The organism is Tsuneonella mangrovi, assembly GCF_002269345.1.
In the GTDB taxonomy this organism is placed as follows: domain Bacteria; phylum Pseudomonadota; class Alphaproteobacteria; order Sphingomonadales; family Sphingomonadaceae; genus Tsuneonella; species Tsuneonella mangrovi.
The window spans coordinates 1,882,249-1,909,003 of the sequence record NZ_CP022889.1; the positions used below are offsets into that span (position 1 = coordinate 1,882,249).

25 protein-coding genes are annotated in these 26,755 nt (G+C 64.2%); 16 read left to right on the plus strand and 9 right to left on the minus strand.

All coding sequences use genetic code 11. The features are described from left to right. Nucleotides 1–172 precede the first annotated feature (172 nt). Nucleotides 173–2,653, plus strand: coding sequence for a ligase-associated DNA damage response DEXH box helicase (locus CJO11_RS09235; protein ID WP_095012451.1), 2,481 nt, complete (start codon nucleotides 173–175; stop codon nucleotides 2,651–2,653). Here CJO11_RS09235 and CJO11_RS09240 read toward each other — a convergent pair. The 5 genes from CJO11_RS09240 to CJO11_RS09260 all read right to left on the minus strand — a co-directional run bounded on the left by CJO11_RS09240 (nucleotide 2,626) and on the right by CJO11_RS09260 (nucleotide 5,706). Further along, a complete protein-coding gene (locus CJO11_RS09240; protein ID WP_095012452.1) occupies nucleotides 2,626–3,069 on the minus strand; it encodes a GNAT family N-acetyltransferase in 444 nt (147 codons plus the stop codon). The two genes, CJO11_RS09235 and CJO11_RS09240, sit on opposite strands and share 28 nt — an antisense overlap. A gap of 97 nt (nucleotides 3,070–3,166) precedes the next feature. Beyond that, the gene (locus CJO11_RS09245) at nucleotides 3,167–3,601 is read right to left on the minus strand and encodes an ExbD/TolR family protein (protein ID WP_095012453.1); all 435 of its coding nucleotides are present in this window, start codon (nucleotides 3,599–3,601) and stop codon (nucleotides 3,167–3,169) included. A gap of 36 nt (nucleotides 3,602–3,637) precedes the next feature. Further along, complete coding sequence (locus tag CJO11_RS09250) at nucleotides 3,638–4,171, minus strand: ExbD/TolR family protein (protein ID WP_205651053.1); 534 nt, start codon at nucleotides 4,169–4,171, stop codon at nucleotides 3,638–3,640. A gap of 85 nt (nucleotides 4,172–4,256) precedes the next feature. Next, nucleotides 4,257–5,027 carry a MotA/TolQ/ExbB proton channel family protein gene (locus CJO11_RS09255; protein ID WP_095012454.1) on the minus strand — a complete coding sequence of 257 codons (771 nt, stop codon included), beginning with the start codon at nucleotides 5,025–5,027 and terminating at the stop codon, nucleotides 4,257–4,259. A 52-nt stretch (nucleotides 5,028–5,079) separates the two neighbouring features. Next, nucleotides 5,080–5,706 carry an energy transducer TonB gene (locus tag CJO11_RS09260; RefSeq protein WP_240504405.1) on the minus strand — a complete coding sequence of 209 codons (627 nt, stop codon included), beginning with the start codon at nucleotides 5,704–5,706 and terminating at the stop codon, nucleotides 5,080–5,082. A 359-nt stretch (nucleotides 5,707–6,065) separates the two neighbouring features. On the opposite strand from CJO11_RS09260, the gene CJO11_RS09265 reads away from it, so the two are divergent. Continuing rightward, nucleotides 6,066–6,941, plus strand: coding sequence for a hypothetical protein (locus CJO11_RS09265; RefSeq protein ID WP_240504407.1), 876 nt, complete (start codon nucleotides 6,066–6,068; stop codon nucleotides 6,939–6,941). A 97-nt stretch (nucleotides 6,942–7,038) separates the two neighbouring features. Further along, nucleotides 7,039–8,349 carry a homoserine dehydrogenase gene (locus CJO11_RS09270; RefSeq protein WP_095012457.1) on the plus strand — a complete coding sequence of 437 codons (1,311 nt, stop codon included), beginning with the start codon at nucleotides 7,039–7,041 and terminating at the stop codon, nucleotides 8,347–8,349. On the opposite strand, the gene CJO11_RS09275 is transcribed toward CJO11_RS09270, so the two are convergent. After that, nucleotides 8,333–8,950: a hypothetical protein gene (locus CJO11_RS09275; RefSeq protein ID WP_095012458.1), complete on the minus strand. Its 618-nt coding sequence runs from the start codon at nucleotides 8,948–8,950 to the stop codon at nucleotides 8,333–8,335. The genes CJO11_RS09270 and CJO11_RS09275 overlap by 17 nt on opposite strands. Before the next feature lie 56 nt (nucleotides 8,951–9,006). On the opposite strand from CJO11_RS09275, the gene glpX reads away from it, so the two are divergent. The 5 genes from glpX (at nucleotide 9,007) to pstS (ending at nucleotide 15,080) form a co-directional block, all read left to right on the plus strand. Then, complete coding sequence (glpX, locus tag CJO11_RS09280; protein WP_095012459.1) at nucleotides 9,007–9,993, plus strand: class II fructose-bisphosphatase; 987 nt, start codon at nucleotides 9,007–9,009, stop codon at nucleotides 9,991–9,993. Between the two features lie 109 nt (nucleotides 9,994–10,102). After that, nucleotides 10,103–11,038, plus strand: a complete 936-nt coding sequence (locus tag CJO11_RS09285) for a ribose-phosphate pyrophosphokinase (RefSeq protein ID WP_095012460.1) — start codon at nucleotides 10,103–10,105, stop codon at nucleotides 11,036–11,038. A 1-nt stretch (nucleotide 11,039) separates the two neighbouring features. Continuing rightward, a complete protein-coding gene (gene hisN, locus CJO11_RS09290; protein ID WP_095012461.1) occupies nucleotides 11,040–11,822 on the plus strand; it encodes a histidinol-phosphatase in 783 nt (260 codons plus the stop codon). A 50-nt stretch (nucleotides 11,823–11,872) separates the two neighbouring features. After that, complete coding sequence (locus CJO11_RS09295; RefSeq protein WP_095012462.1) at nucleotides 11,873–13,891, plus strand: LTA synthase family protein; 2,019 nt, start codon at nucleotides 11,873–11,875, stop codon at nucleotides 13,889–13,891. Between the two features lie 181 nt (nucleotides 13,892–14,072). Then, nucleotides 14,073–15,080: a phosphate ABC transporter substrate-binding protein PstS gene (gene pstS / locus CJO11_RS09300; protein WP_205651054.1), complete on the plus strand. Its 1,008-nt coding sequence runs from the start codon at nucleotides 14,073–14,075 to the stop codon at nucleotides 15,078–15,080. Nucleotides 15,081–15,170: 90 nt separating this feature from the next. Here pstS and CJO11_RS09305 read toward each other — a convergent pair whose 3' ends face one another. The 3 genes from CJO11_RS09305 to CJO11_RS09315 are packed head-to-tail and all read right to left on the minus strand — an operon-like array spanning nucleotide 15,171 to nucleotide 18,032. Beyond that, complete coding sequence (locus CJO11_RS09305; RefSeq protein ID WP_095012464.1) at nucleotides 15,171–15,878, minus strand: aquaporin; 708 nt, start codon at nucleotides 15,876–15,878, stop codon at nucleotides 15,171–15,173. Then, entirely contained in the window at nucleotides 15,875–16,294 is a 420-nt protein-coding gene (gene arsC / locus CJO11_RS09310; RefSeq protein WP_095012465.1) for an arsenate reductase (glutaredoxin), read from the minus strand. Before arsC ends, CJO11_RS09305 begins: the two co-directional genes overlap by 4 nt. 34 nt (nucleotides 16,295–16,328) lie before the next feature. Continuing rightward, nucleotides 16,329–18,032: an alkaline phosphatase family protein gene (locus tag CJO11_RS09315; RefSeq protein WP_095012466.1), complete on the minus strand. Its 1,704-nt coding sequence runs from the start codon at nucleotides 18,030–18,032 to the stop codon at nucleotides 16,329–16,331. Between the two features lie 229 nt (nucleotides 18,033–18,261). Between CJO11_RS09315 and rpmI the strand changes: the two genes are divergently transcribed. The 8 genes from rpmI to CJO11_RS09355 all read left to right on the plus strand — a co-directional run bounded on the left by rpmI (nucleotide 18,262) and on the right by CJO11_RS09355 (nucleotide 26,748). Beyond that, entirely contained in the window at nucleotides 18,262–18,465 is a 204-nt protein-coding gene (gene rpmI, locus CJO11_RS09320; protein ID WP_095012467.1) for a 50S ribosomal protein L35, read from the plus strand. Between the two features lie 27 nt (nucleotides 18,466–18,492). Next, nucleotides 18,493–18,849 carry a 50S ribosomal protein L20 gene (rplT, locus tag CJO11_RS09325; protein WP_095012468.1) on the plus strand — a complete coding sequence of 119 codons (357 nt, stop codon included), beginning with the start codon at nucleotides 18,493–18,495 and terminating at the stop codon, nucleotides 18,847–18,849. Between the two features lie 187 nt (nucleotides 18,850–19,036). Then, nucleotides 19,037–19,912: a helix-turn-helix domain-containing protein gene (locus CJO11_RS09330; protein ID WP_240504409.1), complete on the plus strand. Its 876-nt coding sequence runs from the start codon at nucleotides 19,037–19,039 to the stop codon at nucleotides 19,910–19,912. Nucleotides 19,913–20,047: 135 nt separating this feature from the next. After that, complete coding sequence (locus tag CJO11_RS09335; RefSeq protein ID WP_240504410.1) at nucleotides 20,048–20,890, plus strand: helix-turn-helix domain-containing protein; 843 nt, start codon at nucleotides 20,048–20,050, stop codon at nucleotides 20,888–20,890. A 48-nt stretch (nucleotides 20,891–20,938) separates the two neighbouring features. Then, a complete protein-coding gene (gene pheS, locus CJO11_RS09340; protein WP_095012469.1) occupies nucleotides 20,939–22,057 on the plus strand; it encodes a phenylalanine--tRNA ligase subunit alpha in 1,119 nt (372 codons plus the stop codon). Continuing rightward, nucleotides 22,054–24,468 (plus strand): phenylalanine--tRNA ligase subunit beta, encoded by a 2,415-nt coding sequence (gene pheT, locus CJO11_RS09345; RefSeq protein ID WP_095012470.1) that lies wholly within the window; start codon nucleotides 22,054–22,056, stop codon nucleotides 24,466–24,468. Before pheS ends, pheT begins: the two co-directional genes overlap by 4 nt. Next, entirely contained in the window at nucleotides 24,465–25,208 is a 744-nt protein-coding gene (locus CJO11_RS09350) for an SDR family NAD(P)-dependent oxidoreductase (RefSeq protein WP_095012471.1), read from the plus strand. The genes pheT and CJO11_RS09350 overlap by 4 nt, the downstream gene beginning before the upstream one ends. Before the next feature lie 16 nt (nucleotides 25,209–25,224). Next, on the plus strand, nucleotides 25,225–26,748 hold the full coding sequence (locus CJO11_RS09355; RefSeq protein ID WP_095012472.1) for a peptide chain release factor 3: 1,524 nt from the start codon (nucleotides 25,225–25,227) through the stop codon (nucleotides 26,746–26,748). Nucleotides 26,749–26,755 lie beyond the last annotated feature (7 nt).

A 26,755-nucleotide genomic window follows, 5' to 3' on the forward strand; every position in this document is an offset into this window, starting at 1 on the left:
GTTTTTTGCAGTTGCGAAATGAACTTGTGCAATGCACAAATAGCCTGCCTTTCAGGCATCCTCTCCCAGACTTTACGGCCCGGCTGGATTTCCAGTCGGGCCTTTTTCTTGGCCGCGCCCGCAAGCCCGATTGGGCTGGAGGTTTCGCCGTTGCCATGCTTTTCCTGCAGGAATGGCGCAGACCGATCCGCTCCCTCCCGAACTGGCCGACTGGTTTTCGGCGCGTGGCTGGCGGGTGCGGCGACACCAGGCCGAGATGCTCGCGGCGAGCGATTCCGGCCAGCACGCGCTGCTGGTGGCCGACACCGGGGCCGGCAAGACGCTTGCCGGGTTCGTGCCCACGTTGGCGGATTTTTGTCCTTCGCGATTGGGCGGGTCGGCACCGCCGGAAGGAATCCACACGCTCTACGTCTCGCCCTTGAAGGCGCTGGCGCATGACGTCCAGCGCAACCTCGTTGCGCCGATCGAAGAGATCGGCCTGCCGATCAGGGTTGAAACGCGAAGCGGCGATACGCCATCCGATCGCAAAAAGCGCCAGCGCGTCCGTCCGCCGCATGTCCTGCTGACCACGCCCGAATCGCTCTCGCTTTTGCTGAGTTACCCCGACAGCTTCACGCTGTTCGCCGGGCTTAGGCGGGTGGTGATCGACGAGGTCCATGCGTTCGCGACCGGCAAACGCGGTGACCTGCTGGCGCTTGCTCTCACCCGGCTACAAGCGATCGCGCCGCAGATGCAGCGCGCGGCGCTTTCCGCCACGGTTGCGGATCAGGAGGGCTTCCGTGCATGGCTCGCGCCGTGGGGCGATCTCGACAGCGTGACGCTGGTGGAAGGCGAGAGGGGTGCGGCACCCGAGGTCGAGATCCTCCTGCCGATCGAGGAGCGGGTACCGTGGGGCGGGCACGCGGGTCGTTGGGCGATACCGCAACTCTACGAGCAAATCCGCCGCAACCGCACCACACTGGTGTTCACCAACACGCGCTTCCTCGCCGAATACGTGTTCGAGCTTCTGTGGGATGCGAACGAGGACAACCTGCCGATCGGGATCCACCACGGGTCGCTCAGCAAGGAGGCGCGGCGCAAGGTCGAAGGGGCAATGGCGAGGGGTGAACTGCGCGCGCTGGTCGCGACTGCCAGCCTCGATCTGGGGGTCGATTGGGGCGACATCGACTGCGTGGTGCAGATGGGAGCGCCGAAGGGATCGAGCCGCCTGCTGCAGCGGATCGGGCGCGCCAATCACCGGCTGGACCAGCCCAGCCGCGCGATCCTCGTGCCCGGCAACCGGTTCGAATTCCTCGAAGCGACTGCTGCGAAGGATGCGGTCGACAACGGTCAGCGCGATGGCGAGGATTTCCGCCCCGGCGGGCTCGACGTGCTCGCCCAGCATGTGATGGCCTGTGCCTGCGCTGGACCGTTCGGGGAAGATGCGCTGCTGGCGGAAGTGCGCTCGAGCCTTCCCTATTCATCGATCGATGCGGAGGGCTGGCAGCGTGTGCTGAACTTCGTGGCAACCGGCGGCTATGCACTGAAGGCCTACGACAAATTCCACCGGATCGTGCGCGAGCCGGCGAACGAGAGTGGCGAAGCGCGGTGGCGATTGGCGCACCCCGAGCACGCCACGCGCCACCGGATGAATGCCGGGATCATCGTCGATTCGGAAATGATCGATGTCCGCTTTCGCAACGGAAGGTCGCTCGGCAAGGTCGAGGAGCGGTTCGCCGCCGCCTTGCGACCGGGCGATACCTTCCGGTTTGCCGGGATGACACTCGAGGTCGAACAGCTAAGGGACATGGAACTGCAGGTACGTGCGGGCAAGACTGCGGCAACGATCCCGAGTTACACGGGCTTGCGGCTGCCGTTTACCACGCACCTTGCCGGACGCGTGCAGGAAATGCTGGTTGATCGGGCAAGCTGGGGGCGGTTCCCCGACGACGTGCGCGAATGGCTCGAAGTGCAGGACTGGCGGAGCAAGATGCCGGGGCCCGGAAAACTCCTGGTCGAGAGTTTCCCGCACGCGAAGAAGCATTACAGCGTCTACTATACGTTCGAAGGGTGGAATGCGAACCAGAGCCTGGGGATGCTTATCACCCGGCGGATGGAGGAGCGAGGGCTGGCTCCCGGCGGGTTCATCGCCAACGACTATTCGCTGGCCGTCTGGGGCCTTCGCCCGGTGGCCGATCCCGCGCCGCTGCTCTCGGCGGATATTCTCGCGCATGAATTCGTCGACTGGGTGACCGAATCGCACTTGCTGCGCCGGGCGTTTCGCGAAGTCGCAGTAATCTCCGGGTTGGTCGAACGCCAGCATCCGGGCAAGCGCAAGACTGGCAGGCAGGTGACGTTCTCGACCGACCTGATCTACGACGTGCTGCGCAAGTATGAGCCCGAGCACGTCCTCCTCGAAGCGGCGTGGGCCGACGCCCGTGCGCGGCTGACCGACGTGTCACGGCTTGCCGACCTGCTCGACCGGGCGGTGGATCAACTGGTCCATGTCGAGCTCGATCGGGTGAGCCCGCTGGCGGTTCCGGTGATGACGATGATCGGGCGAGAGAGCCTGCCGCAAGGCTCGATCGACGAAGAGCTGCTGCTGGAAGCGGAAACCCTTGCCGCAGCCGCAATGCGGATCGAGCCTCAGGTCGAAGGCGACGAGTCCGATTGAGCGGGATCGATCCACCGCGCCATGCCGAGCGACTTTGGCGCTACCGATTCAAATCCGTATTGCGCGTAGAGGTGTTGCGCATCGCCGTCGGCGACCAGGCTTACATAGGCGCGTGAGGGTATGCGCTCTGCGAGGGCCCCCATCAGCGCCGCCATGATCCGTTTGCCTAAGCCGCGGCCCTGGAATTCGGGCAGGACCGCGATATCGACGACCTGGAAAAACAACCCGCCGTCGCCGATCACCCGCCCCATCCCGATCGCCTCACCGTTGGCGCGAACCAAAACCGCTTCGATGGTACCCGCAAGTCCTGCCGCGGCCGCCTCGGGAGTGAAGGGGCTCAGACCAGCCTCGTGCCTGAGGCGGAGGTAATCCGCGACAGAGGGCATTTCGCGGCTGATGCTTGTGTGATTCGACATACAGCTAGTTAGCCTGTGAGTGGCCTTACGAACCATGCAAAAGGGGCGGATCGCTCCGCCCCTCTATCAGTTTGCCACAAGGCCCTTCAGCGTACAGTTACTTGCCGAATGACCGATACTTTTCGTTGCCGACAAAGCCGAACTTGGTCACGCCCGATGCCTTGATGATGTTGAGCACCCGCACCGAGAGGTCGTAGCTCGCCTGTGCATCAGGCTCGTACTGCAGTTCGGGCGCGGGATCGATGGCCTTGGTCGCCTCGAGGTTGCGCACCAACTCGCTTCCATCGATCTGGGTGCCGTTCCACAGGATCAGGTTGTCCGGCGTCAGCACGATCTTGTTCTTGATCGGCTGGATCATGTTGGGCGGCGGTGGGTTCGGATTGGGTGCCGGCAGGTCGATGTTGACCGAGTGGGTCGCCACCGGGATCGTGATAATGAACATGATAAGCAGGACGAGCATGACGTCGATAAGCGGCGTCGTGTTCATCTCCATCATCGGCGAACCGTCGTCCTTGCCGCCTGACATTGCCATGAGAAATTACTCCTGAATTACGTGTCGCCAGCCCGATCAGCCGTTGGGATCGACCGGGTTGGAGATGAAGCCGACGGTGGGGTAACCGGCCGCCTGCACGTTGTAGATCGTGCCGGCAATGCAGCGCCACGGGGCGTTGACGTCACCGCGAATCTGGACCTGCGGAATCTCGTCCGGGTTCTTCATCATCTCGGCCGGGCCGCCCACGCGCTTCACGATCGCGTCGAGCCGCTTGAAAGCGTCGTCGTAAAGCTCCTGCGAGGTCACCGGGGTCAGGTTGTTGAAGTAGACCCGGCATTCGCCGTTGCGCGAAGCGCCCTGGTAGCCTTTCTGGCCAGCGCTGAGTCCATTGTCGTCGGTCGTGGTCACAGTAAGCAGCAGGTTGTCGACCTTGTTCTTGGACTCGGTCGAAACCATGATCGGAATGTGCAGCTTGTCGATCGTCTGGATCGCGACCGGGACCGCGATCAGGAAGATGATCAGGAGCACCAGCATCACGTCCACGAGCGGCGTGGTGTTGATGTCCGACATCGGTGTTTCGGCACCGCCTCCGCCTGTCGAAATCGCCATGGAATTCTATCCTATCTCAAAACTTCGCGCACGGGTGTGGCAACCGTGTGACCGAACAGAATGCTCGGCCACACGGATGAAGACATCAGTTCTTGGGCGGAACGCCACCGGCGGGCTTCGCCGGGGCAGCCTTGGCTGGCGCACTGGCGATGGCCGGCTTGACGGCACCCTTCGAGTTGATGTTGGCGAGGATATCGGTCGAGAAGCCCGACATCATCTCGGCGATCCGCTTGTTGCGGCTCTGCAGCCAGTTGTAGGCGAGCACCGCAGGAACCGCGACGAGCAGACCGATCGCGGTCATGATCAGCGCTTCACCGACCGGGCCCGCGACCTTGTCGATCGAGGCCGAACCGGCAAGGCCGATCGCGATCAGCGCGCGGTAGATGCCGATAACCGTACCGAGCAGGCCGACGAACGGAGCGGTCGCGCCGACGGTCGCGAGGAACGGCAGGCCGCCAGCGAGCTTCGAGTTGATAGAGGCTTCCGAACGCGCCAGCGTGCCGTGCAGCCAGTCGTGGGCTTCGAGGCTATCGGTCATCTTGCCGTGCTGGTCTTCCGCAGCGAGGCCGTCATCGACCACCTGGCGCCACGCGCTGTTCTTGGGCAGCTTGGCGGCACCTTCCTTGAGGTTGGGCGCACGCCAGAAGGTGGTGCGGACGGTCTTGTACTGGTTGAAGATCTTCTGCTGCTCGAACCACTTGGTGAACAGGATGTAGAACGATCCGACCGACATGATCACCAGCACGCTGAAGATCGAGTAGGCGATCAGCCCGCCCTGCTGGAGGGCCTCGAGGAAGCCGAACTGGGTCTTGGGTGCGGCGCCCTCAGCGGCGGCGGCAAGAATTTGGATAATCATAGCGAGTAGTCCTCTTCAGAACGATAGTTGTATCTTGGCGTCGCTGCGGAAATCAGTCCGGCAGCACGTAGCGAATCGATTGGCTGGTTGTCGACGAAACAGGATCGCCGGCATCGTTGAGCGCGGGATTGTAGCGTGCGTAGCGCTGCATGCCGCGACAGGCAGCGTCGTCGAGCGAGCTCGAACCGGAACTGCGAATCACATTACAGCCCTGGACGCGTCCATCCGCACCGATGGTGATCTGCATCGTCACCGTCCCCGATTCATTGCGGCGGAGCGCAGCCGACGGATAGTCGCCTTGGATACGAGCAGCCCACCGTTGGAGGTTGTCCGGCGATGCGCCACGGGCCCGCGAAGGCGGTGCCGGTGGTGCCGGCGGAGGCACGCGCAGCACGGGCGGTGCCGGCGGCGGGATCGTCGGCTGAGTCTGGATCGGCGGCGGGGCCGGCGCAATGTTGATTGGCGGCGGCGGGGCAACGATCGGCGGCGGCGGATTATCCTGCTTCGGCGGTGGCGGAGGTGGTTTCTTCTCCGGCGGCGGCTCCTTGATATCGACCGTCGTCACGCGCTCGATCGCCTTCTTGACCGCCGAATAGGCGAGCCCGGTGACCAATGCGTAGCCGAGAGCGATATGGATGAGCGCAACGATGATAATCGCGACAATTCTGCTGCCGCTCATCTGTTGGTCAGCGTAGGCCATTCAGTCGCATCACTCCATAGTCTCAGGCCGGACTAGGTCCGGCAAAAACACGATTGGCAACGCGGGCAGAGCCTGCGCCCAATCAATTCATAGCTGTCCACCCTGCAGGACACCTGGTGCGATGCCCTGTCTCGGCCTCCGGATCCCCGAAGATCCGGAACAGCCAGCCGGGTTTGTTGTTGAGTATCCTCTCCCGGTCTGACCGGACCTTTAGCTATCTAGGCTCCCCCAAGCAAACCCTTTATCGGTTCACCCCGGATTCAGCGCTTCTCGTCTGCAACGCGTGGCATTCGATCCAGTTTCCGGCCTCGGCTACGCGGGTCGATTTGGAGGAACCGATGATTCGACCGATCCGTCCGTTTGTCAGGCGAATGACTCCGCTTGCGGTAATCGCGACCAGCCTTCTTCCGGCGGTCCATCCGGTTGTCGCTCAGGATCAGGTAAGCGGATTTGCGAGTGAGCCCACGCTGACTTACGCCGACTTGGCGGACTTGTCGGACGCCGCTTCCGAGGTGGTTCACGTGCGGGTTAGCGGTCAGATTGCCCTGCCTCCCGAGCGCGCGCCGAGCGTCGCGCCGGGGATGGTTCGACTGTATGTCGAGGCCGACACGTTGGCGCTCATTTCAGGCAGCGCGCCGCTTGGCGAATCGGTCAAGTACCTCGTCGATGTTCCGCTCGATCCGCGCGGCAAGGCACCCAAGCTGAAGAAGCGTGAGTTCATCCTGTTCGCGCGTGCCGTGCCGGGCCGCCCCGACGAGTTGCAACTGGTCGGGCCGGGTGCGCAGCAGCCGTGGACGCCAGACCTTGAAGCCCGCCTGCGCCCGATCCTTACGGCGATGGCGGCTACCGACGCGCCGCCGGTCGTTACCGGGGTTCGCGACGTCCTGGCAGTGCCCGGAAACCTTGTAGGCGAATCCGAAACCCAGATGTTCCTTTCGACCCAGAGCGGCGACCCGGTTTCGATTTCGATTGTCCGGCGTCCCGGGATGGCCCCTGTCTGGGGCGTTTCCTATTCGGAGATCGTCGACCAGGCAGCGCGCCCGCCGCAGCGTGATACGTTGGCGTGGTATCGCTTGGCCTGCTTCCTGCCGCAGCAGTTGCCCGGTGCAGCCAACCTAACCCGCGATGCGACATCGCGCCAGCTGGCGGTAGCCGACTATGCCTTCGTGATCCGGCAACTCGGGCCGTGCGAACGCACACTCGCTACCCGCTGAGGCTGGCGGGTCGATAGTTTCTCTATCTTGGCCCTGCGGTGATGCCTCGCCTAGAGCGCGCCACATGACTACCGCGAATCAGGAGTAGACGACGGACATGGCCGAACCGCTGCGGATTGCGCTTGCCGGGTTGGGGACCGTTGGCGCGGGCGTGATTCGCCTGTTGGAGGCCAATGCCGCGTTGATTACGGCGCGCGCTGGTCGCCGGTTGCAGGTTGTCGCGGTCAGTGCCCGCGATCGAGACAAGGATCGCGGGGTAGATCTGTCGGCGTTCGACTGGTGCGACGACATGACCGCAATGGCCTCCCGCAGCGATGTGGAGGCGGTGGTCGAGCTGGTCGGCGGTGCCGACGGGCCCGCGCTGACGCTCGCCCGCAACGCGATCCGCGAAGGCAAGGCGCTAGTGACGGCGAACAAGGCGATGATCGCTCACCACGGCCTGTCGCTTGCCGAATCGGCCGAAGCCGCAGGTATCCCGCTCAAGTTCGAGGCAGCGGTTGCCGGCGGTATCCCGGTGATCAAGGGCTTGCGCGAAGGCGCGGCGGCCAACGCCATCGAAAGCGTGCAGGGAATCCTCAACGGTACGTGCAATTTCATTCTCTCGACGATGGAAGATACCGGTGCCGATTTTGCCGATGTGCTGGCCGAAGCCCAGGCGCGCGGGTTTGCGGAAGCGGACCCGACGTTCGACATCGAAGGGATCGACGCCGCGCACAAGCTCGCGATCCTGGCCGCGATCGCGTTCGGCGCGCGGCTCGACTTTGCGCAAGTCGCTTCCGAAGGAATCAGCCGCGTCCGGGCAGCCGATATTGCCCGCGCCGACGATCTCGGGTTCGTGATCCGCCTGGTCGGAACGGCGGATATCGAGGGCAACGGCGATGGGTCGGTCCGCCTGCTCCAGCGGGTCCGTCCGTGCCTCGTTCCCGAAGGTCATCCTCTGGCGCACGTTGACGGCCCGACCAACGCAGTTGTCGCCGAAGGCAATTTCTCCGGCCGCTTGCTGTTCCAGGGTGCAGGGGCGGGGGATGGACCGACCGCCAGCGCCGTGGTTGCCGACTTGATCGATATCGCGCGCGGCGAAGCGGGCCCGGCATTCTCGGTCCCGGTCGGCGAACTCGCACCGCTCGAACCTGCCGATGCCGGCGAGCGTAGCGGACGCAATTATATTCGTTTCACGGTGGCTGACCGGCCTGGCGTTCTGGCGGAAATCACCGCCGCAATGCGCGACGCGGGCGTTTCGATCGAAAGCCTGATCCAGCAGGGCCGCGAGGAAGAGGGTGGCGAAGTGCTGGTGGCGATGGTGGTCCACGAGGGGCCCGAGCGCTGCGTTACCGAAGCGCTACGCTTGCTCGAAGGGTCGGAGAGCCTGACTGCCCGGCCGTTGGTGATGCCTATCCTGGCTGCCTAGTGGCGGGCTGCCCGGCAGGCGCGGGAGCTCGATCCGGACCGGTCTTCGCTGTATCCGCTTCGGTGCCGCCAGGGCCCTCGCCTTTCCGAGCAGAATCGCTCTTGGGCTTTGGCTTGACGGGCGGTCCTTCGTACCCGGTCGGGGCCAGCCCGTGTGCTACGCGGTCGGCGTCTGATCCGGGCGGCGCTTCGGGGATCGCCTTGAGGTCGATCAGCTTGGGCATCGGCGGCGGGCATGGCGGGACGAAGCATCCGCGCGCGACCACCGGCCCGGGATAGTGCGGTGCGAGATCGGGCGCGCGCGGAATATCATCTTTCGCCCCGGCCCCGGTCGGATCGAGCTCGGCGCTCGATTTGACGCGGAATTGGCTCTGGTCCTCGACTTGCGCGCACACCACGATCGGGCTGCCGGGCTTCGGCGTTGGACAGGCCTTTTGCGACTGCGGTGTCGGCGGGCCGTAGGCCTGCTTGGCGGTCTCGATCGCTTGCTTCGCGGTGACGTTTTGCTGCGCGGCTGGCACGGCCACCGCGTTGTCCTGCGCAGCTGCGGGCGCGGCTGCGATCAGCGCAAGGAGGACAACCGGCATCGCGCTGCTCGACAATCGCGGGCTCCTTGGGCTACCGGGCGCCAAACCTCGCTTCCGGGACTGAATTGGCCATGAACAAGACGAAACCTTCCGCATCCCACGTTCTCGACCGCGTTCTCGTACTCGAGATGGTCCGGGTGACCGAAGCCGCAGCGATCGCCGCCAGCAAGCTGGTCGGGCGAGGCGACGAGAAGGCAGCTGATGCTGCAGCGGTCGAAGCGATGCGGAAGGCATTCGACGAGCTCTACATGGACGGCACCGTCGTGATCGGCGAGGGCGAGCGCGACGAAGCGCCGATGCTTTATATCGGTGAAAAGGTCGGTGGTGCACCGGGCCGGGGCCCGAAGATCGATATCGCGCTCGACCCGCTCGAGGGCACAACGATCACCGCCAAGGCCGGACCCAACGCGCTGGCGGTGCTGGCCGCGGCCGAGGAAGGCTGCCTGCTCAACGCGCCCGATACCTATATGGACAAGCTCGCGGTCGGCCCCGGCTATCCCGAAGGCATCATCGACCTCGCCAAGAGCCCGACCGAGAACGTCAAGGCGGTTGCTGCCGCCAAGGGCGTGGAGCCAGGTGACATTATCGTGTGCGTGCTCGACCGTCCGCGCCACGGAGAACTCATCGCCGAACTGCGCAGCCTGGGATGCGGCGTAGTGCTGATCGGCGACGGCGATGTCGCAGGCGTGATCGCAGTGACCGATCCGGATACCACTATTGATATGTACATGGGCCAGGGCGGTGCCCCGGAAGGTGTGCTGGCAGCTGCGGCGCTGCGCTGCGTCGGCGGTCAGTTCAACGGCCGGCTGGTATTCCGCAACGACGACGAAAAAGCGCGGGCCCGCAAGTGGGGCATCGCCGACAAGGACTTCGACCGGATCTACAAGCTTGAAGAGCTCGCGCGTGGCGATTGCATTTTTGCCGCCACCGGGGTCACCGACGGCTCGTTGCTCGACGGGGTCAAGCGCCTGCGCGGCGGGAAGATGACGACAGAAAGCGTAGTGATGCGCGCCAGCAGCGGCACCGTGCGGTGGATCAAGGGCGAGCATCGCATCTAGGTTGCGCCCCGCCTGTCCAAAACCTGCGGCGACCCCTGTTGCAATCGCGTGACTCGCGGCTAAGCCCGCATTGACCGATTCTGCCTCACGTATATTCGAGGGAACGACGATGAAGATCATGTCCGGCAATTCGAACCTCCCGCTCGCCCGGGCGATTGCAGGTTACCTCGAAATGCCGCTGACCGACGCCAGCGTCCGCCGCTTCGCCGACGAGGAAGTGTTCGTCGAAATCCACGAGAACGTGCGTGGCGAGGATGTCTTCCTGATCCAGTCGACCGGCTTTCCGGCGAACGACAACCTGATGGAACTGCTGATCTGCATCGATGCGCTCAAGCGCGCGTCGGCAAGCCGGATTACTGCAGTGGTCCCCTATTTCGGGTATGCCCGGCAGGATCGCAAACCCGGGCCGCGCACACCGATCAGCGCCAAGCTGGTCGCCAACCTGATCACCGAAGCCGGTGCCGATCGCGTGCTTTCGGTCGACCTCCATGCAGGTCAGATCCAGGGTTTCTTCGATATCCCGACCGATAACCTGTTCGCCGCCCCGGTGATGGCTGCCGATATCCAGGCGCGATACGGCGATCGCGAGCTGATGGTCGTCAGCCCCGACGTTGGCGGCGTTGTGCGCGCCCGTGCGCTGGCCAAGCGGCTCGACAACGCGCCGCTCGCCATCGTCGACAAGCGGCGTGACCGGCCGGGCGAATCCGAAGTGATGAACATCATCGGCGACGTCTCGGGCCGCCACTGCATCCTGATTGACGACATCGTCGATTCGGGCGGGACGCTGTGCAATGCGGCGCAGGCTCTTCTTGATGGCGGCGCAAAGTCGGTCGCGGCCTATATCACCCACGGCGTATTGTCGGGTGGTGCTGTGGCCCGGGTCGATGGGTCTGCGCTTGAGGAACTGGTCATCACCGACACGATCCGGGCGACCGATGCGGCAAGCGATTCCAAGCGCATCCGGTTCCTGACGATTGCGCCGTTGATCGGCGAGGCCGTACGCCGGATTGCCGACGAAAGTTCGGTCTCCAGCCTGTTCGACTGACGTGGCGCTGGCCGACGATCTCGCGCTCGCCAACCGGCTTGCCGATGCGGCTGGTGCAGCGATCCGCCCCTATTGGCGCGGTGCGATCGGGCTTGAAGCGAAGGATGACGCATCTCCGGTAACGTTAGCCGACCGCGCGGCGGAAGAGGCAATGCGGCGGATCCTTGCCGCCGAGGTCCCGCGCGATGGCATCCAGGGCGAGGAGTTCGGTATCGAGCGTGAAGGTGCGTCGCGCCGCTGGGTGCTCGATCCGATCGACGGGACCAACAGCTTCGTCGCCGGACGACCCATTTTCGGCACACTGATTGCGCTGCTTGAAGGCGGGTTCCCGGTCCTGGGCGTGATCGACCAACCGATCCTCGGCGAACGCTGGGTCGGCGCAACCGGCCAGCAGACCACCTTCAACGGCCAACCGGCACAGTCCCGGGCGTGTCGCGAACTGTCGGATGCACTGCTCGCCACGACCAGCCCGAGCCTGTTCGACGATCACGCGGCCGAGCATTTCATGGCGCTGGCGGGAAAGACGGCGCATCGGCGGATGGTGTGGGGTGGCGATTGCTACAACTATGGCCTGCTCGCGAGCGGCCAGATCGACCTGGTTTGCGAGGCGGGGCTCAAGTTGCACGATTTCGCCGCGCTGGTGCCAGTGGTCGAAGGGGCTGGCGGGACTATGGCAGATTGGAACGGCGAGCCGCTCCACGCGGGCAGCGACGGGCACGTGATCGCGCTGGGCGATCCGGCACGGCTGGATGACGTGGTGGAAGCGCTGGCCTGCGGACACTAAGCTGCTCAGGCATTAGGTAAATCCTAAGCCGGGCGCGTTAACCGTGCCCGATGGCGACTCGCGCACTCGATACGGATGCAACCGCTTCGCCGCGCCCGCGCGGGCTGTGGGCGCGCCTGTTTGCATATGCGCCGGTCGCGATCGTGTTTTTCGTTTCGGCGATCGAACTGGCGCTGGCCGACCGCAAGTACGGGCTGTTTACTGGCGGCTTCGGGATGTCGCGTGCGATCGAGAGCTTCGGCCAGCGCGCCGAATTCCTGCTCGCCTACGGTCTTGCGCAGGCCGTTGTCGGACTTGCCGGCTGGCTGCTTGCGCTGCGACTTACTCGCAAGCGCCCCGCATGGGCGCCGACGCTTCTGTTTGCGATGATCAACGGGCTCGGGTTCTGCATGGTCCTCGCCGCGCAGTACCAGTTACATTCGTATTTCTCAGACGCGATCAGCTTTGCGCTCATCCGGCAGCTCGGCGGGGGGAGCCTCTACGATGCGTTCCTGTTCGGGCTGAGCGAGATCGCGCTCGCGGCGGCATGCCTGCTCGGCGTCATCGTTGCCTGCTGGATCGCCTGGCGAATTGCGCTGCGCGTCTTGCCGCCGGGGATGGAGCGACCCAGCCCTCCGCGCACGGCAGTGCTGGTCGCGGTCGGCGTGGCATTCGTCACTGTCGCATGGTTTGTCGGCCGCTCGGGCGACAACGCCGCCTATGGCCTCGAGCGCACGATTGCCTGGAGCGCGCTCGACGGCGCGCTCGATTACGCGACAGATTTCGACCGCGACGGTTACGGCATGTTCGGAATCCAGCACGATGCCGCACCGTTCGACCCGGCGCGCCACCCGCTCGCGCTCGACATCCCGGGCAACGGTATCGATGAAGACGGGTATGGCGGCGACCTCCACCTCGTCCCCGTCGGCATGCCGCTGGGGCCGCAGGTGTTCACTCGCAAGCGGCCCAATGTCGTGGTGGTGGTGTTCGAGTCGACCCGCGGCGACGTGATCGGCAAGCGCGTGAATGGCAAGCTCGTCGCCCCCAACCTCGATGCGCTCGCCCGCAACGGCAGCATGGTCTACCCGTCCTACAGCCACGTTGCGTTCACCACCGAAAGCCTCAAGTCGATCTTCTCCGGCGCGTTGGTGCCGCATGTCGGCGACCCGTCGATGTTCCGCGATTTCAAGGCGAGCGGCTATCGCATCGGGGTTTTCTCGGGGCAGGCGGAGGATTTCGGCGACATCTCGAAAACCGTCGGGATGAAAGCCAACGCCGATGTGTTCTTCGATGCGGAGAAGCTGAAGAACCAGCGCGCGTTCGATTTCGCGGCCAAGGGCAGCCTGCTGGTCGACGAAAGTCACTTGCTCAAGGCGTTCGACGATACCTTCGGCAAGGAAGACTGGAAGAAGACCCCTCACTTTGCCTATTTCAATTTCCAGTCGGCGCACTTCCCGTATGACCATCCCGGGGTCGCCCGCCGGATCGATCCGCACCCGCTTCCGCGCGACGAGATCGATGAAGCCAATGCCAAGCAGGTACGCGAAACCTATTGGAATGCGGTCGCCAATTCAGACTACTGGCTCGGGCAGTTGATTGCCCGGCTCAAGGCCAAGGGCGTGTGGGACAACACGATCCTGGTCGTATCGGGCGATCACGGCGAAGACCTGTTCGAAGACGGATTCCTCGGCCACGGCCACGTGCTCAACACGCACCAGTTCGCCACCGTGTTTGTCGGCAACCGGCCCGGGATGATGCCCAAGGGTCCGATCGCGCTCGACGATTATCGCGGCATTATCACTGCTGCGATCCGGGGCGAAACGCCTCCTGTCGAAAAGGTCGCGCCTTTCATGCACATCGGCCCGATCGATACTCCGACCACGATCGGCCTTGCAGGCAAAGGTATGGAGCTGACGACATTGCGGCTCGATACTGGCGAGGCGTGCCTCGTGGAGCAGCACCACTGCGGCCCGATCGGCACGTTTTCCGGCAAGAACAAGCAACGGATCGACGCGGTCATCGCGCGCTGGGGATCGGAGCGTTGGCGCGAACGCCAACGGCTCGGGACTGCCCCTAAACTCTCCTCCTGAAGAGGGTATGATGCACCTCCACGGCCGCTCCATTTGACTGGGGTTCGCCGTTTGTGGCCAATGTGACGGGCCGGTCATCAATCCGACACGCAGTTGAAGCCTTCCGGGCGCATGGCGCTCTCGGCGACGGCAATCGTCGTCGATTCCGTCGACTCTCAGGGAAGGCTCTCCTCACATGTACATGCCCAAGTTTTCCGCCCCGCTCGCACTCGTCGCAGCGGCAGGCCTCGTCACCGCCGCCAACGCTGCGGTCACCGGTGCCGGCTCGACCTTCATCTATCCGGTGCTCACCAAATGGACCGCCGACTACGTGAAGATGGGCGGCGAGGCGATCAACTACCAGTCGATCGGTTCGGGCGGTGGTATCGCGCAGATCAAGGCCGGCACGGTCGATTTCGGCGCGACCGACAAGCCGCTCGACCCGAGCGAACTGTCTGCTGCAGGCCTCGCGCAGTTCCCGCTGGTGATTGGCGGCATCGTCCCGGTTGTCAACGTCCCCGGCCTCAAGCCCGGCCAGCTTCACCTGACCGGCCCGGTGCTGGCCGACATCTACGCTGGCAAGATCACTAAGTGGAACGATCCGGCGATCGTGAAGCTCAACCCGCGCCTCAAGCTGCCCTCTTCGAACCTGACGGTAGTTCACCGTTCGGACGGTTCGGGCACCACGTTCAACTTCACGCACTACCTCGGCCAGGTGAGCCCGGCCTGGAAAAGCTCGGTCGGCGAAGGCACCTCGGTCAGCTGGCCGGCCGGCGTCGGCGGCAAGGGCAACGCGGGCGTTGCTGCTTACGTCAAGCAGATTCCCGGTTCGATCGGCTACGTCGAATACGCCTACGTCCTGCAGAGCAAGATGACCTACGCTCTGATCCAGAACAAGGCAGGCAAGTATGTGCTGCCGAACAAGGCCTCGTTCCAGGCTGCAGCGGCAACCGCCGACTGGGGCAGTGCACAGGACTTCGACCTCGTGATGACCAACGCACCGGGTGCGGCGGCCTATCCGATCACCGCGACCACCTTCGTGCTGATGTACAAGAACCCGAAGAACCCCGCTTCCTCGGCGAAGGCGCTCAAATTCTTCCGCTGGGCGCTGGAAAAGGGCCAGGGCCAGGCAGTGGCGCTGGACTACGTTCCGCTGCCGGCTTCGCTGGTGAAGAACATCGAAGTCTACTGGTCGAAGAACATCAAGTAACTTGCCTCACCGGCGACTTGCCGGAAGCAAGAATTTGCGATGGGCCCGTGCCGTTGGTGCGGGCCCATTCTCTTTGTTCCCTGAGAGAGCTCAGTCTTCGAGCGATCCGGACAGCGAGGGTTGTTCGGTCGCTCCCGCAGTCCAGCCGAACAGGCGTTCGGCCAGGGTCCACGCGGCAAGACCGCCGATGAGCTGCGCGGCAATGAAGGGGCCAGCATCGATCGGTGCGATCCCCGAAAACGTGTCGGACAGCGTCCGGGCGATCGTGACCGCCGGGTTGGCGAACGAGGTCGATGCGGTGAACCAGTAACCCGCGGTAATGACCAGCGCGACTGCGATCGGGACCGCTTGCGGCCGCGCGCGCAGCGTGCCGATGATCGTGAACACCAGCGCGAAAGTCGCTACGCATTCGGACAGGAACTGGCCGGTCCCGAACCGGACGTGGGCCGAAAGCTGGACGAGCGGCAGTTCGAACATCGCGTGCGCGAGCAATGTCCCGAGCACGCCTCCGATAACCTGCACTGCACAGAACGCAGCTGCGTCGCTCCAGCGAATCTCGCGGCGTAGGGCGAAGACCGCACTGACCACCGGGTTGAAATGTGCGCCCGAAACCGGGCCGAGTACGGTGATGAGAACGAACAGGATCGCCCCGGTCGCGACGGTGTTGGCGAGCAGGGCGACACCCATGTTCCCGGCCGAGAGGCCTTCGGCCATGATCCCCGAGCCGACGACCGCTGCGACCAGCAGGCCCGTGCCAAGCGCTTCCGCTGCCAGGCGTTGCGAAAGCGAGTAGCTCACTCGGCAGTGTCTCTGCGCGCGTCGACTACCAGTTCGCCGTCTTCCTTGCGGAATTCGCTGTGCTGGGGCGGCAGGATCTCCAGCACGACTTCGGACGGGCGACACAGGCGCACGCCCTCCGGCGTGACCACGATCGGGCGATTGATCAGGATCGGGTGCGCCATCATCGCGTCGATCAGCTCTTCGTCCTGCAGCGACGGGTCGTCGAGCCCCAGTTCGGCGAACGGGGTGCCCTTTTCGCGCAGGAGCGCGCGCGGGGGGATCCCCATCCGGTCGATCAACGAAACCAGCATTGCGCGGCTCGGCGGGGTCTTGAGATATTCGATCACGTGCGGCTCGATCCCCGCATTGCGGATCAACCCCAGCGTATTGCGCGACGTCCCGCATTCGGGATTGTGGTAGATGATCGTGTCCATCGTCAGGGCTGATAATGCCGCTTGGCAGTCGGCGCTACGGCAATTTGGCGGTCGCCGGGCCGGGCAGGCGGGCAGCCAGTCGAGCGGCGCTGCTGCATTGGGCGACTTCATCGAGGCAGCGTCCGTCAAGCTTCGGCGTGGCGATCCCGGCGACGGCAGCGAGCGTCGGGGCGATATCGACCGTTTCGATCGGGTGAGCGATGGTTTCGGCCTTCACGCCCGGCCACCAGAACAGGATCGGCACCTGCCGGTCATAGTCCCACGGTGAGCCGTGTCCGGCGATCGCGTCGGTCGGCGAAAGCGGCATGTACGGCGTCGTGAATTCGTTGAGCACTACGAAGATATCGCCGCTGCGCTGCGGATCGTAGCTCTCGTGGGCCCGCTCGGCCATCGTCAGCTTGTCAACCGGGGTTCCGGGCGGCGGCACGGCAGCGGCGATCTGCGCGCTAGTGAAGACCTGCCGCACTTCCGGGCGCTGCTGGAGCCAGGCGACCGCCGCGTCCCTGATCTTGGCGTGGAAGGCTTTCCCGCCCGGGGCGTTGATCCACAGCTCCTGCGGGCTTTTCGCTTCGATCGGGTCGTAATCGATCCCGAGCGCTTGCTGGAGGTGCGTTCCGAGGTCGAACAGGAACTGGCGGCCGTCGAGGCGATGCGCGGGGAGCCCTTCCTGCAGCCGCCGCTCGGTCGCATCGAGCGAGCCGTGGTCTGCGGTGAGGGCCACGACGTATGGCACACCGAGCGCGTCGAGCTTTGCGAAGAACGCGGCCAGCTCGCCGTCCAGCGCGTGGAGGTTGGCGCACATCTCCGGCCCGCCCTTGCCGTAGCGATGGCCGACATAGTCGGTGCTCGACAGGCTGACCGCGAGCAGGTCGGTTGCCTGCCGCTGGCCCAGCTTCTGGCTGTCGATCAGGTGCTCGGCCAGTTCCAGCGTTGCCCGGTCGATCAGCGGCGATGCCATCAGCTGGTCGCGAAACGCATCGGTCCGCAGGAATGCGGGGTTCCGCTCGACGCCTTGCGATTCGGCGGGCGGCATCTGGCCCGAAAGTTCGATATGCCCGAAATGCTCCGGACGTTCGAGCGCGCTACAGTCTGCCGGAAGCGCGGCTGGCCAGAATTTCGGCGGATTGTGCTGCCAGCGCGCGAGCAAGTCGGCATTGAACTGGCTGACCTGGCTAGCAAGTGCGGGCGGTACCGGATCGGCAAACGGCGAACTGGTGAAACCGGGCCGGTATCCCCACCAGAACTCGCCGTCGGCATCGTGCCCGCCGAGCATGATCGCCGCGCGGTCCTTGCCCGAAATCGAAATCACCCTCGCACCCGGCTCTGCCGACTTGAGCCATGCACCCAGGGTGCTGGCCTTCAGGTTCTGCGGCCCGCGCGCAAACGGGTTCTCGCCTTTCACCGCTACGCAATAGGTCCACGCGCCGTTCGAGCGATCGAACCAGGTGTTCGATATGATCCCGGTTGACGACGGATGGCGGCCGGTCAGCACTGTCGAGTGGCCGGGGCAGGTCTCGGTCGCGCCGTGGCTCTGGTAGCCGTCGACATAGGCGACACCGTCGGATAGCTGCTTGAAACCGCCGGTGAAAACTGGGCGGTACTGGTCGAACAGGTCGGCCGCGAACTGGTCGACAACCAGCGTTACGATCAGCTTGGGCTTTTCGGGAGCCTTGGCGGCGGCGGGCGTGGTGACGGCGGCGACAAGCAGCGCAAGCGCGGTTCGGACAGGTTTGATCATGTCTGGTGCGATACGCGCGCCAGATGTCAGGGCGTTGACGATTGCGTTACGAGATTGTGTCGCTTGTCTGGCAAGCCCGGGACAGACAACGAGATTGCCCGATCAACGCTTGCCATTTGCCGCCTCCCCAGCTAGGGGCGCGCCCTTCACCGACACGTGATTCATGTGCCGGCCTGGCCAACAAGGGCTGCCAGGGCTGGTCCGACGTGTCCCTGCAAAGGAGACGAAAATGCCCAAGATGAAGACCAAGAGCGGTGTGAAGAAGCGCTTCAAGATCACCGCCAGCGGCAAGGTCAAGCATGGGGTCGCCGGCAAGCGTCACCGCCTGATCAGCCACAATGCGAAGTACATCCGCCAGAACCGCGGCACCACTGTGATCTCCGACGCCGATGCGAAGACGATCAAGAAGTGGGCCCCTTACGGCCTCGACTGAGCCGGGTAGCAACAGGAGTATTTCGAGATGGCACGTATCAAACGGGGTGTGACCACCCGCGCCAAGCACAAGCGGCTGCTCAACCAGGCCAAGGGCTATCGCGGTCGCCGCAAGAACACCATTCGCGTCGCTCGCCAGGCGGTCGAAAAAGCCGGGCAGTACGCCTACCGCGACCGCAAGGTGAAGAAGCGCAACTTCCGTGCGCTGTGGATCCAGCGGATTAACGCCGCGGTGCGCGCCGAAGGCCTCACCTATTCGCAGTTCATGCACGGCGCGAAGCTTGCCGGCATCGAGCTCGACCGGAAGGTCATGGCGGACCTCGCGATGAACGAAGGCGCGGCCTTCGGTTCGATCATTGCGGAGGCGAAGAAGGCGCTCGGCTAAGCCGAAACCTTTCGACGGTTACGAATTGCAGGGGCGCTGCGGGCAACGGCTTGCAGCGCCCTTTGCATGTTCATCCTTAGAGTGCATCGTCCACGCCAGAAACCGAAGTCTCGCATTCGCGTCAAAAATTGACTAGATAAAGCTTGAGGGCGGGTTCAATCCATTCCGCCAACGGGGGCAACGGGTCGTGCAGCGTGACTGCGAAATCGATGTGCGCTTTTTCGCGCCGCCGGCCGAGTTCGACGGCTGCTTTACCACGTTCTATCGCGTTACCTTCACAGTGCCGGGCGGCGACCGGGTAGAGGACTACCTCCAGCCCGAATGGGCCAACCTCAGGGTATTTTCGGGTGACCTGCCGGTCTCGGAAATGGTCGAGGGCGCGCGTATCGTCGATTCCCGCTTTACCGCGACCGGCCCGAGTTCACGCCCGGTGCGCTTCGAAATGGGCACTACGCGCATGTGGGGGGTCGGCTTGTTCCCGCTCGGATGGGCGCGTTTCGTGCGGTTGCAGGCGTCCGACCACGCCAACCAGCTGTACGACGGTGAAACGAACCCGGCCTTCGCGCGATTCGCACCGCTGCTCGAAGTGATGGGCGATGTGCCCGACGACGAAGCCGAATTCGCGCGGCTGATCGAATTCTTCCGTTCGATCGACACGCCAACGCCAGAAGCGGACATCATTCGTGCGGTGCATGCCGCGATCGTCGATACGGACGTTTCCAGCGTTGGCGAGATTGCCGAACGTGCCGGGATTTCCATTCGTGCGCTTGAGAGAATTTGCCGCAAGCATTTCGGGTTCCCGCCCAAGCTACTGCTCCGTAGGCAGAGATTCATGCGCAGTTTGGCTGCATTTATGTTGGCAGGAGAGGGCAGCTGGAAAGCTGCGATTGATGAACACTATCACGACCACGCCCACTTCACGCGCGAATTTCGGGCATTCATGCACATGACGCCGAGCGAATATGCAGCCCTGCCGCACCCTGTGCTCGGTGCTTTCATGGCGGAGCGCGAGCGGGTGTGGGGGTCGCCCGCGCAGACCCTCGATAAGCCCAAACGGGATTAGCCCCCCAGCCTCCTTGCGCCTGCGAAGCCATTCCCTGTATGAAACGTGCGGGGTCAATCAAGGGGTCGCCCAATCGATCGCACGGGACCAAGCAGCAACAGTGTTGCGGTGCGCTTCGCGTTGCCGAACGCGCGGTTGCGCCCATACGTTACGACTTACTATTTGACCGAAGTCGCCCCGCTCGAGGGAGGAATCGTCGAGGATTACCTCCATCCAGAATGGGCCAACGTTCGCTTTAGCGACGGGGGCAGCATGTCAGGATCGATCGGTCCGGGCGAACTGTCAGACACCGGGGCGCTTGTCGCGACCGGCCCGACCAGCCATGCCACCCGGTTCCGGATCGGGCCGGGGCGATACTGGGGCATCGGGTTTTTGCCGCTCGGTTGGGCGCGATTCGCGAACTGCGCTGCCGCCGATCGTGCGGACCGGTTTACCGACGCGCTGGAAGATGAAGCGTTCGCTGCGTTTCGACCGCTGGGAAGCGGAGTTTTCGGTGCCGAGCCGGATTTTGCCACCGAAGTCGATCGGATCGATAGCATAATGCTCGGGTTGCTCGAGCGACCTGCGCAAGACGAGGAGCGGATTTTGGCGATCCACGCCGCATTGGTCGATCCCGAAGTGCAGACAGTCGCCGCGCTTGCTGACAGAACGGGCCTTACCCCGCGATCGGTCGAGCGTATCGCACGCCAGGCGTTCGGCTTTCCGCCAAAGTTGCTTTTGCGCCGCCAGCGATTCTTGCGCAGCCTGGCCGAGTTCATGCTCGACCCTTCGCTCAATTGGCTCGACACGATGGACACGCAATATTTCGACCAAGCGCACTTCATTCGCGACTTCCACCGCTTCATGGACATGGCGCCGACCGCCTATCGCGCGTTGCCCCATCCGATCCTTGGTGCGGCGGCGCTCGCCCGTGCTGCGGCCGCGGGAGCTCCAATGCAGGTGCTTCACCAGCCGGAAGGCGGTGAACCTGCCGAATAATGGCAGGCATTGCCAGTTATCGGCCATAACCCTAGTGGCACTTGCGCAATGACCGATACCGACGAATCCCGACTGGCCGAGACTCTGGCCGCAATCCGCGAAGCGGGCGATGCCGCTGCGCTCGAGACGCAGCGCGTGGCCGCGCTTGGCAAGCAGGGCTGGGTCAGCCTGCTGATGAAGACTCTGGGGCAGATGACCCCTGATCAGCGCCAATCCGAAGGCCCGCGGATCCAGGGCATCCGCGCGCAGGTTTCCGACGCGATTGCCGAGCGAAAGGCGGCGCTCGACGCCGCCGCGCTCGAGGCGCAATTGGCGAATGAAACGCTCGACCTGACACTACCTGCCCCCGAGGCACCGCGCGGTTCGATCCACCCGGTGAGCCAAGTGATGGACGAGCTGGCGGAAATCTTCGCCGACATGGGCTTCTCGGTCGCTACCGGCCCTGAAATCGAGGACGACTGGCACAACTTCACGGCGCTCAACATGGACGAATCCCATCCAGCGCGGGCGATGCACGACACCTTCTATTTCCCCGACCGCGACGCACAGGGAAACCGGATGCTGTTGCGCACGCATACCTCACCGGTGCAGATCCGCTCGATGGTAGAGCAGGGCGCGCCTTTGCGGATTATCGCGCCCGGTCGAGTCTATCGCAGCGACAGCGACGCCACGCATACTCCGATGTTCCACCAGGTCGAAGGGCTGGTGGTCGACAAGGGCATTCACCTTGGCCACCTCAAGTGGACGCTCGAAACCTTCCTCAAGGCGTTCTTCGAGCGCGATGACATCGTTTTGCGGCTGCGCCCGAGCTACTTCCCGTTCACCGAACCATCGGTGGAGGTCGATGTCGGCTGGCAGGACGTGAACGGCCGCCGCGTATTGGGCGGCGATGGCGACGCGCCGGGTCACGGATGGATGGAACTGCTGGGGTCAGGGATCGTCAATCGGCGGGTGATCGAGTTCGCCGGACTCGATCCCGACGTGTGGCAGGGCTTCGCGTTCGGCGTTGGTGTCGACCGGCTTGCCATGCTCAAATATGCGATGGACGATTTGCGTGCGTTCTTCGACGGCGACCAGCGCTGGCTCGACCATTACGGCTTCTCGCCATTCGACCAGCCGACGCTTTCGGGTGGGGTTGGGGCAAGGGACTCGGGAGCGCGCGCATGAAGTTCTCGCTCGAATGGCTGAAGACGTTCCTCGATACCGAAGCGAATGCGGCGCAAATCGCTGCGAAGCTCAACGCGATCGGGCTCGAGGTCGAAGGGCTTGAAGATCCGGCCGAGCGGCTGGCGGGCTTCCGCGTAGCCGAAGTGCTGACCGCCGCGCCGCATCCCGATGCCGACAAGCTGCAAGTGCTTACGGTCAGCATCGGAGATGGCGATCCGCTGCAGGTCGTCTGCGGCGCGCCAAACGCCCGTGCGGGGATGAAAGGCGTGCTGGGCCTGCCCGGAGCGGTGGTCCCGGCCAATGGCATGGAACTCAGGAAGAGCGCGATCCGCGGCGTCGAATCGAACGGCATGATGTGCTCGGTGCGCGAGCTCGAACTGGGCGACGAGCACGACGGGATCATCGAACTGCCCGAGGATGCGCCGGTCGGGACCAGCTTTGCCGACTATCACAACACGTCACCGGTGTTCGATGTCGCGATCACCCCCAACCGACCCGATTGCATGGGCGTGGAAGGCATCGCGCGCGACCTGGCGGCGGCAGGAATGGGCACGTTCAAGCCTTATCGCGTCGATCCGGTTGCCGGGGTTTTCCCATGCCCGGTCGAAATCCGCACCGACGATTCTGAAGGCTGTCCTGCGTTCTATGGCCGGGTGATCCGTGGCGTGACGAACGGTAGCAGCCCTGAGTGGATGCAGCGCCGCCTGATCGCTGCGGGGCAGCGTCCGATCAGCGCGCTGGTGGACATCACCAACTACCTGATGCTCGCATTTGGTCGCCCGGCGCACGCTTACGACCTGGCGAAGCTCAACGGCGCGGTCGTGGCCCGACGCGCGAAGCCGGGCGAGCAGGTGCTGGCGCTCAACGAGAAGACTTACACGCTCGACGATAGCATGACCGTGATCGCCGACGACGCGGGGGTGCACGATATCGCGGGCATCATGGGCGGCGAGCATTCGGGCTGCTCGGAGGCGACCACCGATGTCCTGCTCGAGATCGCCTATTTCGATCCGGAGCGGATTGGGCAGACCGGGCGCGCGCTGGGGCTTTCGAGCGATGCCCGCACGCGGTTCGAGCGGGGGGTCGATCCCGCTTTCCTCGATCCGGGGCTGGACCTGCTGACCGACATGATCGTGCGGTTCTGTGGTGGGGAAGCGAGTGAGGTCGTCCGCGCGGGCTCTCCCCCATCGAACAAGAAGAAACTGGATTTCGAACCGGTGCTGGTCGAACGGATCGGCGGCGTTGCCGTGCCCGAAGACGAGCAGCTGGCGATCCTTGCCGCGCTGGGCTTTACCGCGACGCGGACCCAGTTCGGCGACGGCAAGATGACCTGGCACATCGAAGTGCCATTGCGCCGCCACGATATCGAAGGCTCCGCCGACCTGGTCGAGGAAGTCGTCCGCATCTACGGACTCGACAACATTGCCTCTGCACCATTGCCGCGCGCCGATGGCGTTGCGCGACCGACCGCCACACCGGAGCAGGTACGCGAACGCAGGGTGCGCCGCGCCGCTGCCGCGCGCGGGCTGTCCGAAGCGGTGACGTGGTCGTTCCTGCCGGAAGCCGATGCTGACCATTTCGTGGACGGGAACGGCGGGCTGTGGGTGCTCGAAAACCCGATCAGCGAAGACATGAAGGCAATGCGCCCGTCGCTGATTCCCGGTTTGCTCGCTGCCGCCAAACGCAATGCCGCCCGCGGGGTGGACAGTTCCCGCCTGTTCGAGATCGGGCGTCGCTATTTCCGGGGCGAAGGCGGGGCGAGCGATGAGCGTGCAACGCTCGGCGTTCTGCTTGCCGGCGAGAAGACCCAGCGCGGCTGGGCAACCGGAAAGGCCGCCGCCTTCGATGCGTTCGACGCAAAGGCCGATGCGCTCGCCCTGCTCGAAGCTGCCGGTGCGCCGGTCGCGAACCTGCAAGTGATGGGTGAAGCGGGGCGACAGTTCCATCCCGGCCAGTCGGGAACCTTGCGCCTGGGGCCGAAGAACGTGCTCGCCCGGTTCGGCGCGCTTCATCCCAAGACACTCGAAGCGTTCGATATCGATGGCCCGGTAATGGCGGTCGAGCTGTTCCTCGATGCGATTCCCGAGCGCAAGAATGCCGGGTTCGCCCGCACGCCTTACGCGCCGCCTGCTTTGCAGCCGGTGACGCGCGACTTCGCGTTCCTCGTCGATGCCACGCTGTCAGCCGGCGATCTCGCACGCACGGTCAAGAATGCCGACAAGGCCAACATCGTTTCCACCCGGGTGTTCGATGTGTTCGCCGGAAATGGTGTGCCCGAAGGCAGGAAGTCGGTTGCGGTCGAAGTGGTGCTACAGCCGAGCGACAAGACCTATACCGACGCTGAGATCAAGGCGATTTCGGACAGGATCGTCGCTGCAGCAGCCAAGCACGGTGCGGAGTTGAGAGCATGAAAACCGCCTTCGTAACCGGAGCAACCGCCGGTATCGGCGAAGCCACTGTGCGCGCATTGGTTGCTAGCGGCTGGCGCTGCATTGCGACGGGGCGTCGCCAAGAGCGGCTCGAAGCGCTGGTTGCGGAGCTCGGTGCGGACAAAGTCCACCCGGCGGTATTTGATGTGCGCGACAGCGCAGCGATGGACGCGGCGATTGCCGCACTGCCTGCGGAGTTCGCGGGCGTAGACCTGTTGGTGAACAACGCCGGTCTGGCCAAGGGCCTGTCGCCCGCACAAGAGGCGGACCTCGCCGACTGGCAGGTGATGATCGACACCAATGTGACCGCTATGGTGGTGCTGACCCGCAAGCTGCTGCCCACGCTGGTTGCGCGCAAGGGCGCGATCATCGCGATCGGATCGGTTGCCGGGAGCTACATCTACCCCGGTGGCAATGTCTATGCGGGAAGCAAGGCGTTTGCGAACCACTTCACCCTTGCGCTGCGCGCCGACCTGCACGGCACCGGCGTGCGCGTGACCAGCATCGAGCCGGGCATGGTCGAGACCGAGTTCACGCTGGTGCGCACGGGCAGCCAGGAAGCTTCGGACAAGCTCTATTCCGGGGCCGACCCAATGACCGGCGAGGACATTGCCAATACCATCCGCTGGATCGCCGAACTTCCGCTGCATCTCAACATCAACCGCCTCGAGTTGATGCCGGTGAGCCAGGATTTCGCCGGCTTCCGCGTGGCGCGCGACTGACCCACCCGATCTTCAGATGACTTCCAATCGCCGTACTTTCGCGATCATTTCGCACCCCGACGCGGGCAAGACCACGCTGACCGAGAAGCTGCTGCTGACCGGTGGCGCGATCCACCTGGCGGGCGAGGTCAAGGCGCGTGGGCAGGCGCGCCGGGCGCGCTCGGACTGGATGAAGATCGAGCAGCAGCGCGGCATTTCGGTGACGAGTTCGGTGATGACCTTCGAGAAGGACGGGATCACCTTCAACCTGCTCGATACACCGGGGCACGAGGACTTTTCCGAAGACACCTATCGCACGCTGACTGCGGTCGACAGCGCAGTGATGGTGATCGACGCGGCGAAGGGCATCGAGCCGCAGACCCGCAAGCTGTTCGAGGTCTGCCGCTTGCGGAGCGTGCCGATCATCACGTTCGTCAACAAGGTTGATCGCGAAGGGCGCCCGGTGTTCGAGCTGCTCGACGAGATCGCCGACATGCTCGCGCTTGATGTCTCGCCGCAAGGCTATCCGGTGGGGATGGGCGGCCAGTTCCAAGGGGTGCTCGATTTCGCGAGCGGCGCGGTCGCGCGGCCCGAAGGACCGAGCAAGGAATTCCTGGGCAAGCGCGATCCCGATCCGGCGCTGCCTGATGAAGTGGCCGAGAACGTCGAACTGGCGCAAATCGGCTATCCCGAATTCGATCTAGAAGCATATCGCAACGGTGACCTGACGCCGGTCTATTTCGGCTCGGCGCTCAAGAACTTCGGGGTCGACGAACTGATCGACGCGATCGCCAAGTTCGCCCCGCCGCCGCGCCCGCAGCCCGCTGGCGAAGAGCAGATCAGCCCCGAGCGCGATGAAGTGACCGGGTTCATTTTCAAGGTCCAGGCCAACATGGACCCCAACCACCGCGACCGGATTGCGTTCATGCGGCAGGTTTCGGGCACCTTCAAACGCGGCATGAAGCTGACCCCGAGCGGGCTCGGCAAGCCGATCGCGGTGCATTCGCCGATCCTGTTTTTTGCGCAGGACCGTGAGATCGCCGATACCGCCGAGGCAGGCGACATTATCGGCATTCCCAACCACGGCACGCTGCGGGTGGGCGATACACTGAGCGAAAAGAACCAGGTGCGCTTTACCGGCCTGCCCAACTTCGCGCCCGAAATCCTGCGCCGCGTGGTACTCAAGGATCCGACCAAGACCAAGCAATTGCGAACGGCACTAGACGACCTGTCCGAAGAGGGCGTGATCCAGGTATTCTATCCGGAGATCGGCGGGCAGTGGATTGTGGGTGTGGTTGGGCAGTTGCAGCTCGACGTGCTGGTTTCGCGGCTATCGGCGGAGTATAAGGTCGAGGCCATGTTGGAAGCCGCCCCGTTTGCCACCGCGCGCTGGCTCAAGGGCAGCGCCGAGGCGCTCAAGGGATTTGCCGATTTCAACCGCGCGAACCTTGCCAAGGACCGCGACGGAGACATGGTATTCATGGCCAAGAGCCCGTGGGACGTCAGCTACCAGGCCGAAAAGAACCCCGAGCTGACGTTTTCCGCCACCAAGGAGCGGTAAGCGGGTG

Bases quoted from the DNA above. Each gene is read 5' to 3' on its own strand.
- CJO11_RS09255 (WP_095012454.1), bottom strand. From the start codon at position 5,027: ATGATTATCCAAATTCTTGCCGCCGCCGCTGAGGGCGCCGCACCCAAG.
- CJO11_RS09355 (WP_095012472.1), top strand. From the start codon at position 25,225: ATGACTTCCAATCGCCGTACTTTCGCGATCATTTCGCACCCCGACGCG.
- pheT (WP_095012470.1), top strand. From the start codon at position 22,054: ATGAAGTTCTCGCTCGAATGGCTGAAGACGTTCCTCGATACCGAAGCG.
- CJO11_RS09250 (WP_205651053.1), bottom strand. From the start codon at position 4,171: ATGGCGATTTCGACAGGCGGAGGCGGTGCCGAAACACCGATGTCGGAC.
- rpmI (WP_095012467.1), top strand. From the start codon at position 18,262: ATGCCCAAGATGAAGACCAAGAGCGGTGTGAAGAAGCGCTTCAAGATC.
- CJO11_RS09240 (WP_095012452.1), bottom strand. From the start codon at position 3,069: ATGTCGAATCACACAAGCATCAGCCGCGAAATGCCCTCTGTCGCGGAT.
- pheS (WP_095012469.1), top strand. From the start codon at position 20,939: ATGACCGATACCGACGAATCCCGACTGGCCGAGACTCTGGCCGCAATC.
- CJO11_RS09270 (WP_095012457.1), top strand. From the start codon at position 7,039: ATGGCCGAACCGCTGCGGATTGCGCTTGCCGGGTTGGGGACCGTTGGC.
- CJO11_RS09350 (WP_095012471.1), top strand. From the start codon at position 24,465: ATGAAAACCGCCTTCGTAACCGGAGCAACCGCCGGTATCGGCGAAGCC.
- pstS (WP_205651054.1), top strand. From the start codon at position 14,073: ATGCCCAAGTTTTCCGCCCCGCTCGCACTCGTCGCAGCGGCAGGCCTC.
- CJO11_RS09315 (WP_095012466.1), bottom strand. From the start codon at position 18,032: ATGATCAAACCTGTCCGAACCGCGCTTGCGCTGCTTGTCGCCGCCGTC.
- CJO11_RS09260 (WP_240504405.1), bottom strand. From the start codon at position 5,706: ATGAGCGGCAGCAGAATTGTCGCGATTATCATCGTTGCGCTCATCCAT.
- CJO11_RS09265 (WP_240504407.1), top strand. From the start codon at position 6,066: ATGATTCGACCGATCCGTCCGTTTGTCAGGCGAATGACTCCGCTTGCG.
- glpX (WP_095012459.1), top strand. From the start codon at position 9,007: ATGAACAAGACGAAACCTTCCGCATCCCACGTTCTCGACCGCGTTCTC.
- CJO11_RS09285 (WP_095012460.1), top strand. From the start codon at position 10,103: ATGAAGATCATGTCCGGCAATTCGAACCTCCCGCTCGCCCGGGCGATT.
- CJO11_RS09295 (WP_095012462.1), top strand. From the start codon at position 11,873: ATGGCGACTCGCGCACTCGATACGGATGCAACCGCTTCGCCGCGCCCG.
- rplT (WP_095012468.1), top strand. From the start codon at position 18,493: ATGGCACGTATCAAACGGGGTGTGACCACCCGCGCCAAGCACAAGCGG.
- CJO11_RS09235 (WP_095012451.1), top strand. From the start codon at position 173: ATGGCGCAGACCGATCCGCTCCCTCCCGAACTGGCCGACTGGTTTTCG.
- CJO11_RS09245 (WP_095012453.1), bottom strand. From the start codon at position 3,601: ATGGCAATGTCAGGCGGCAAGGACGACGGTTCGCCGATGATGGAGATG.
- arsC (WP_095012465.1), bottom strand. From the start codon at position 16,294: ATGGACACGATCATCTACCACAATCCCGAATGCGGGACGTCGCGCAAT.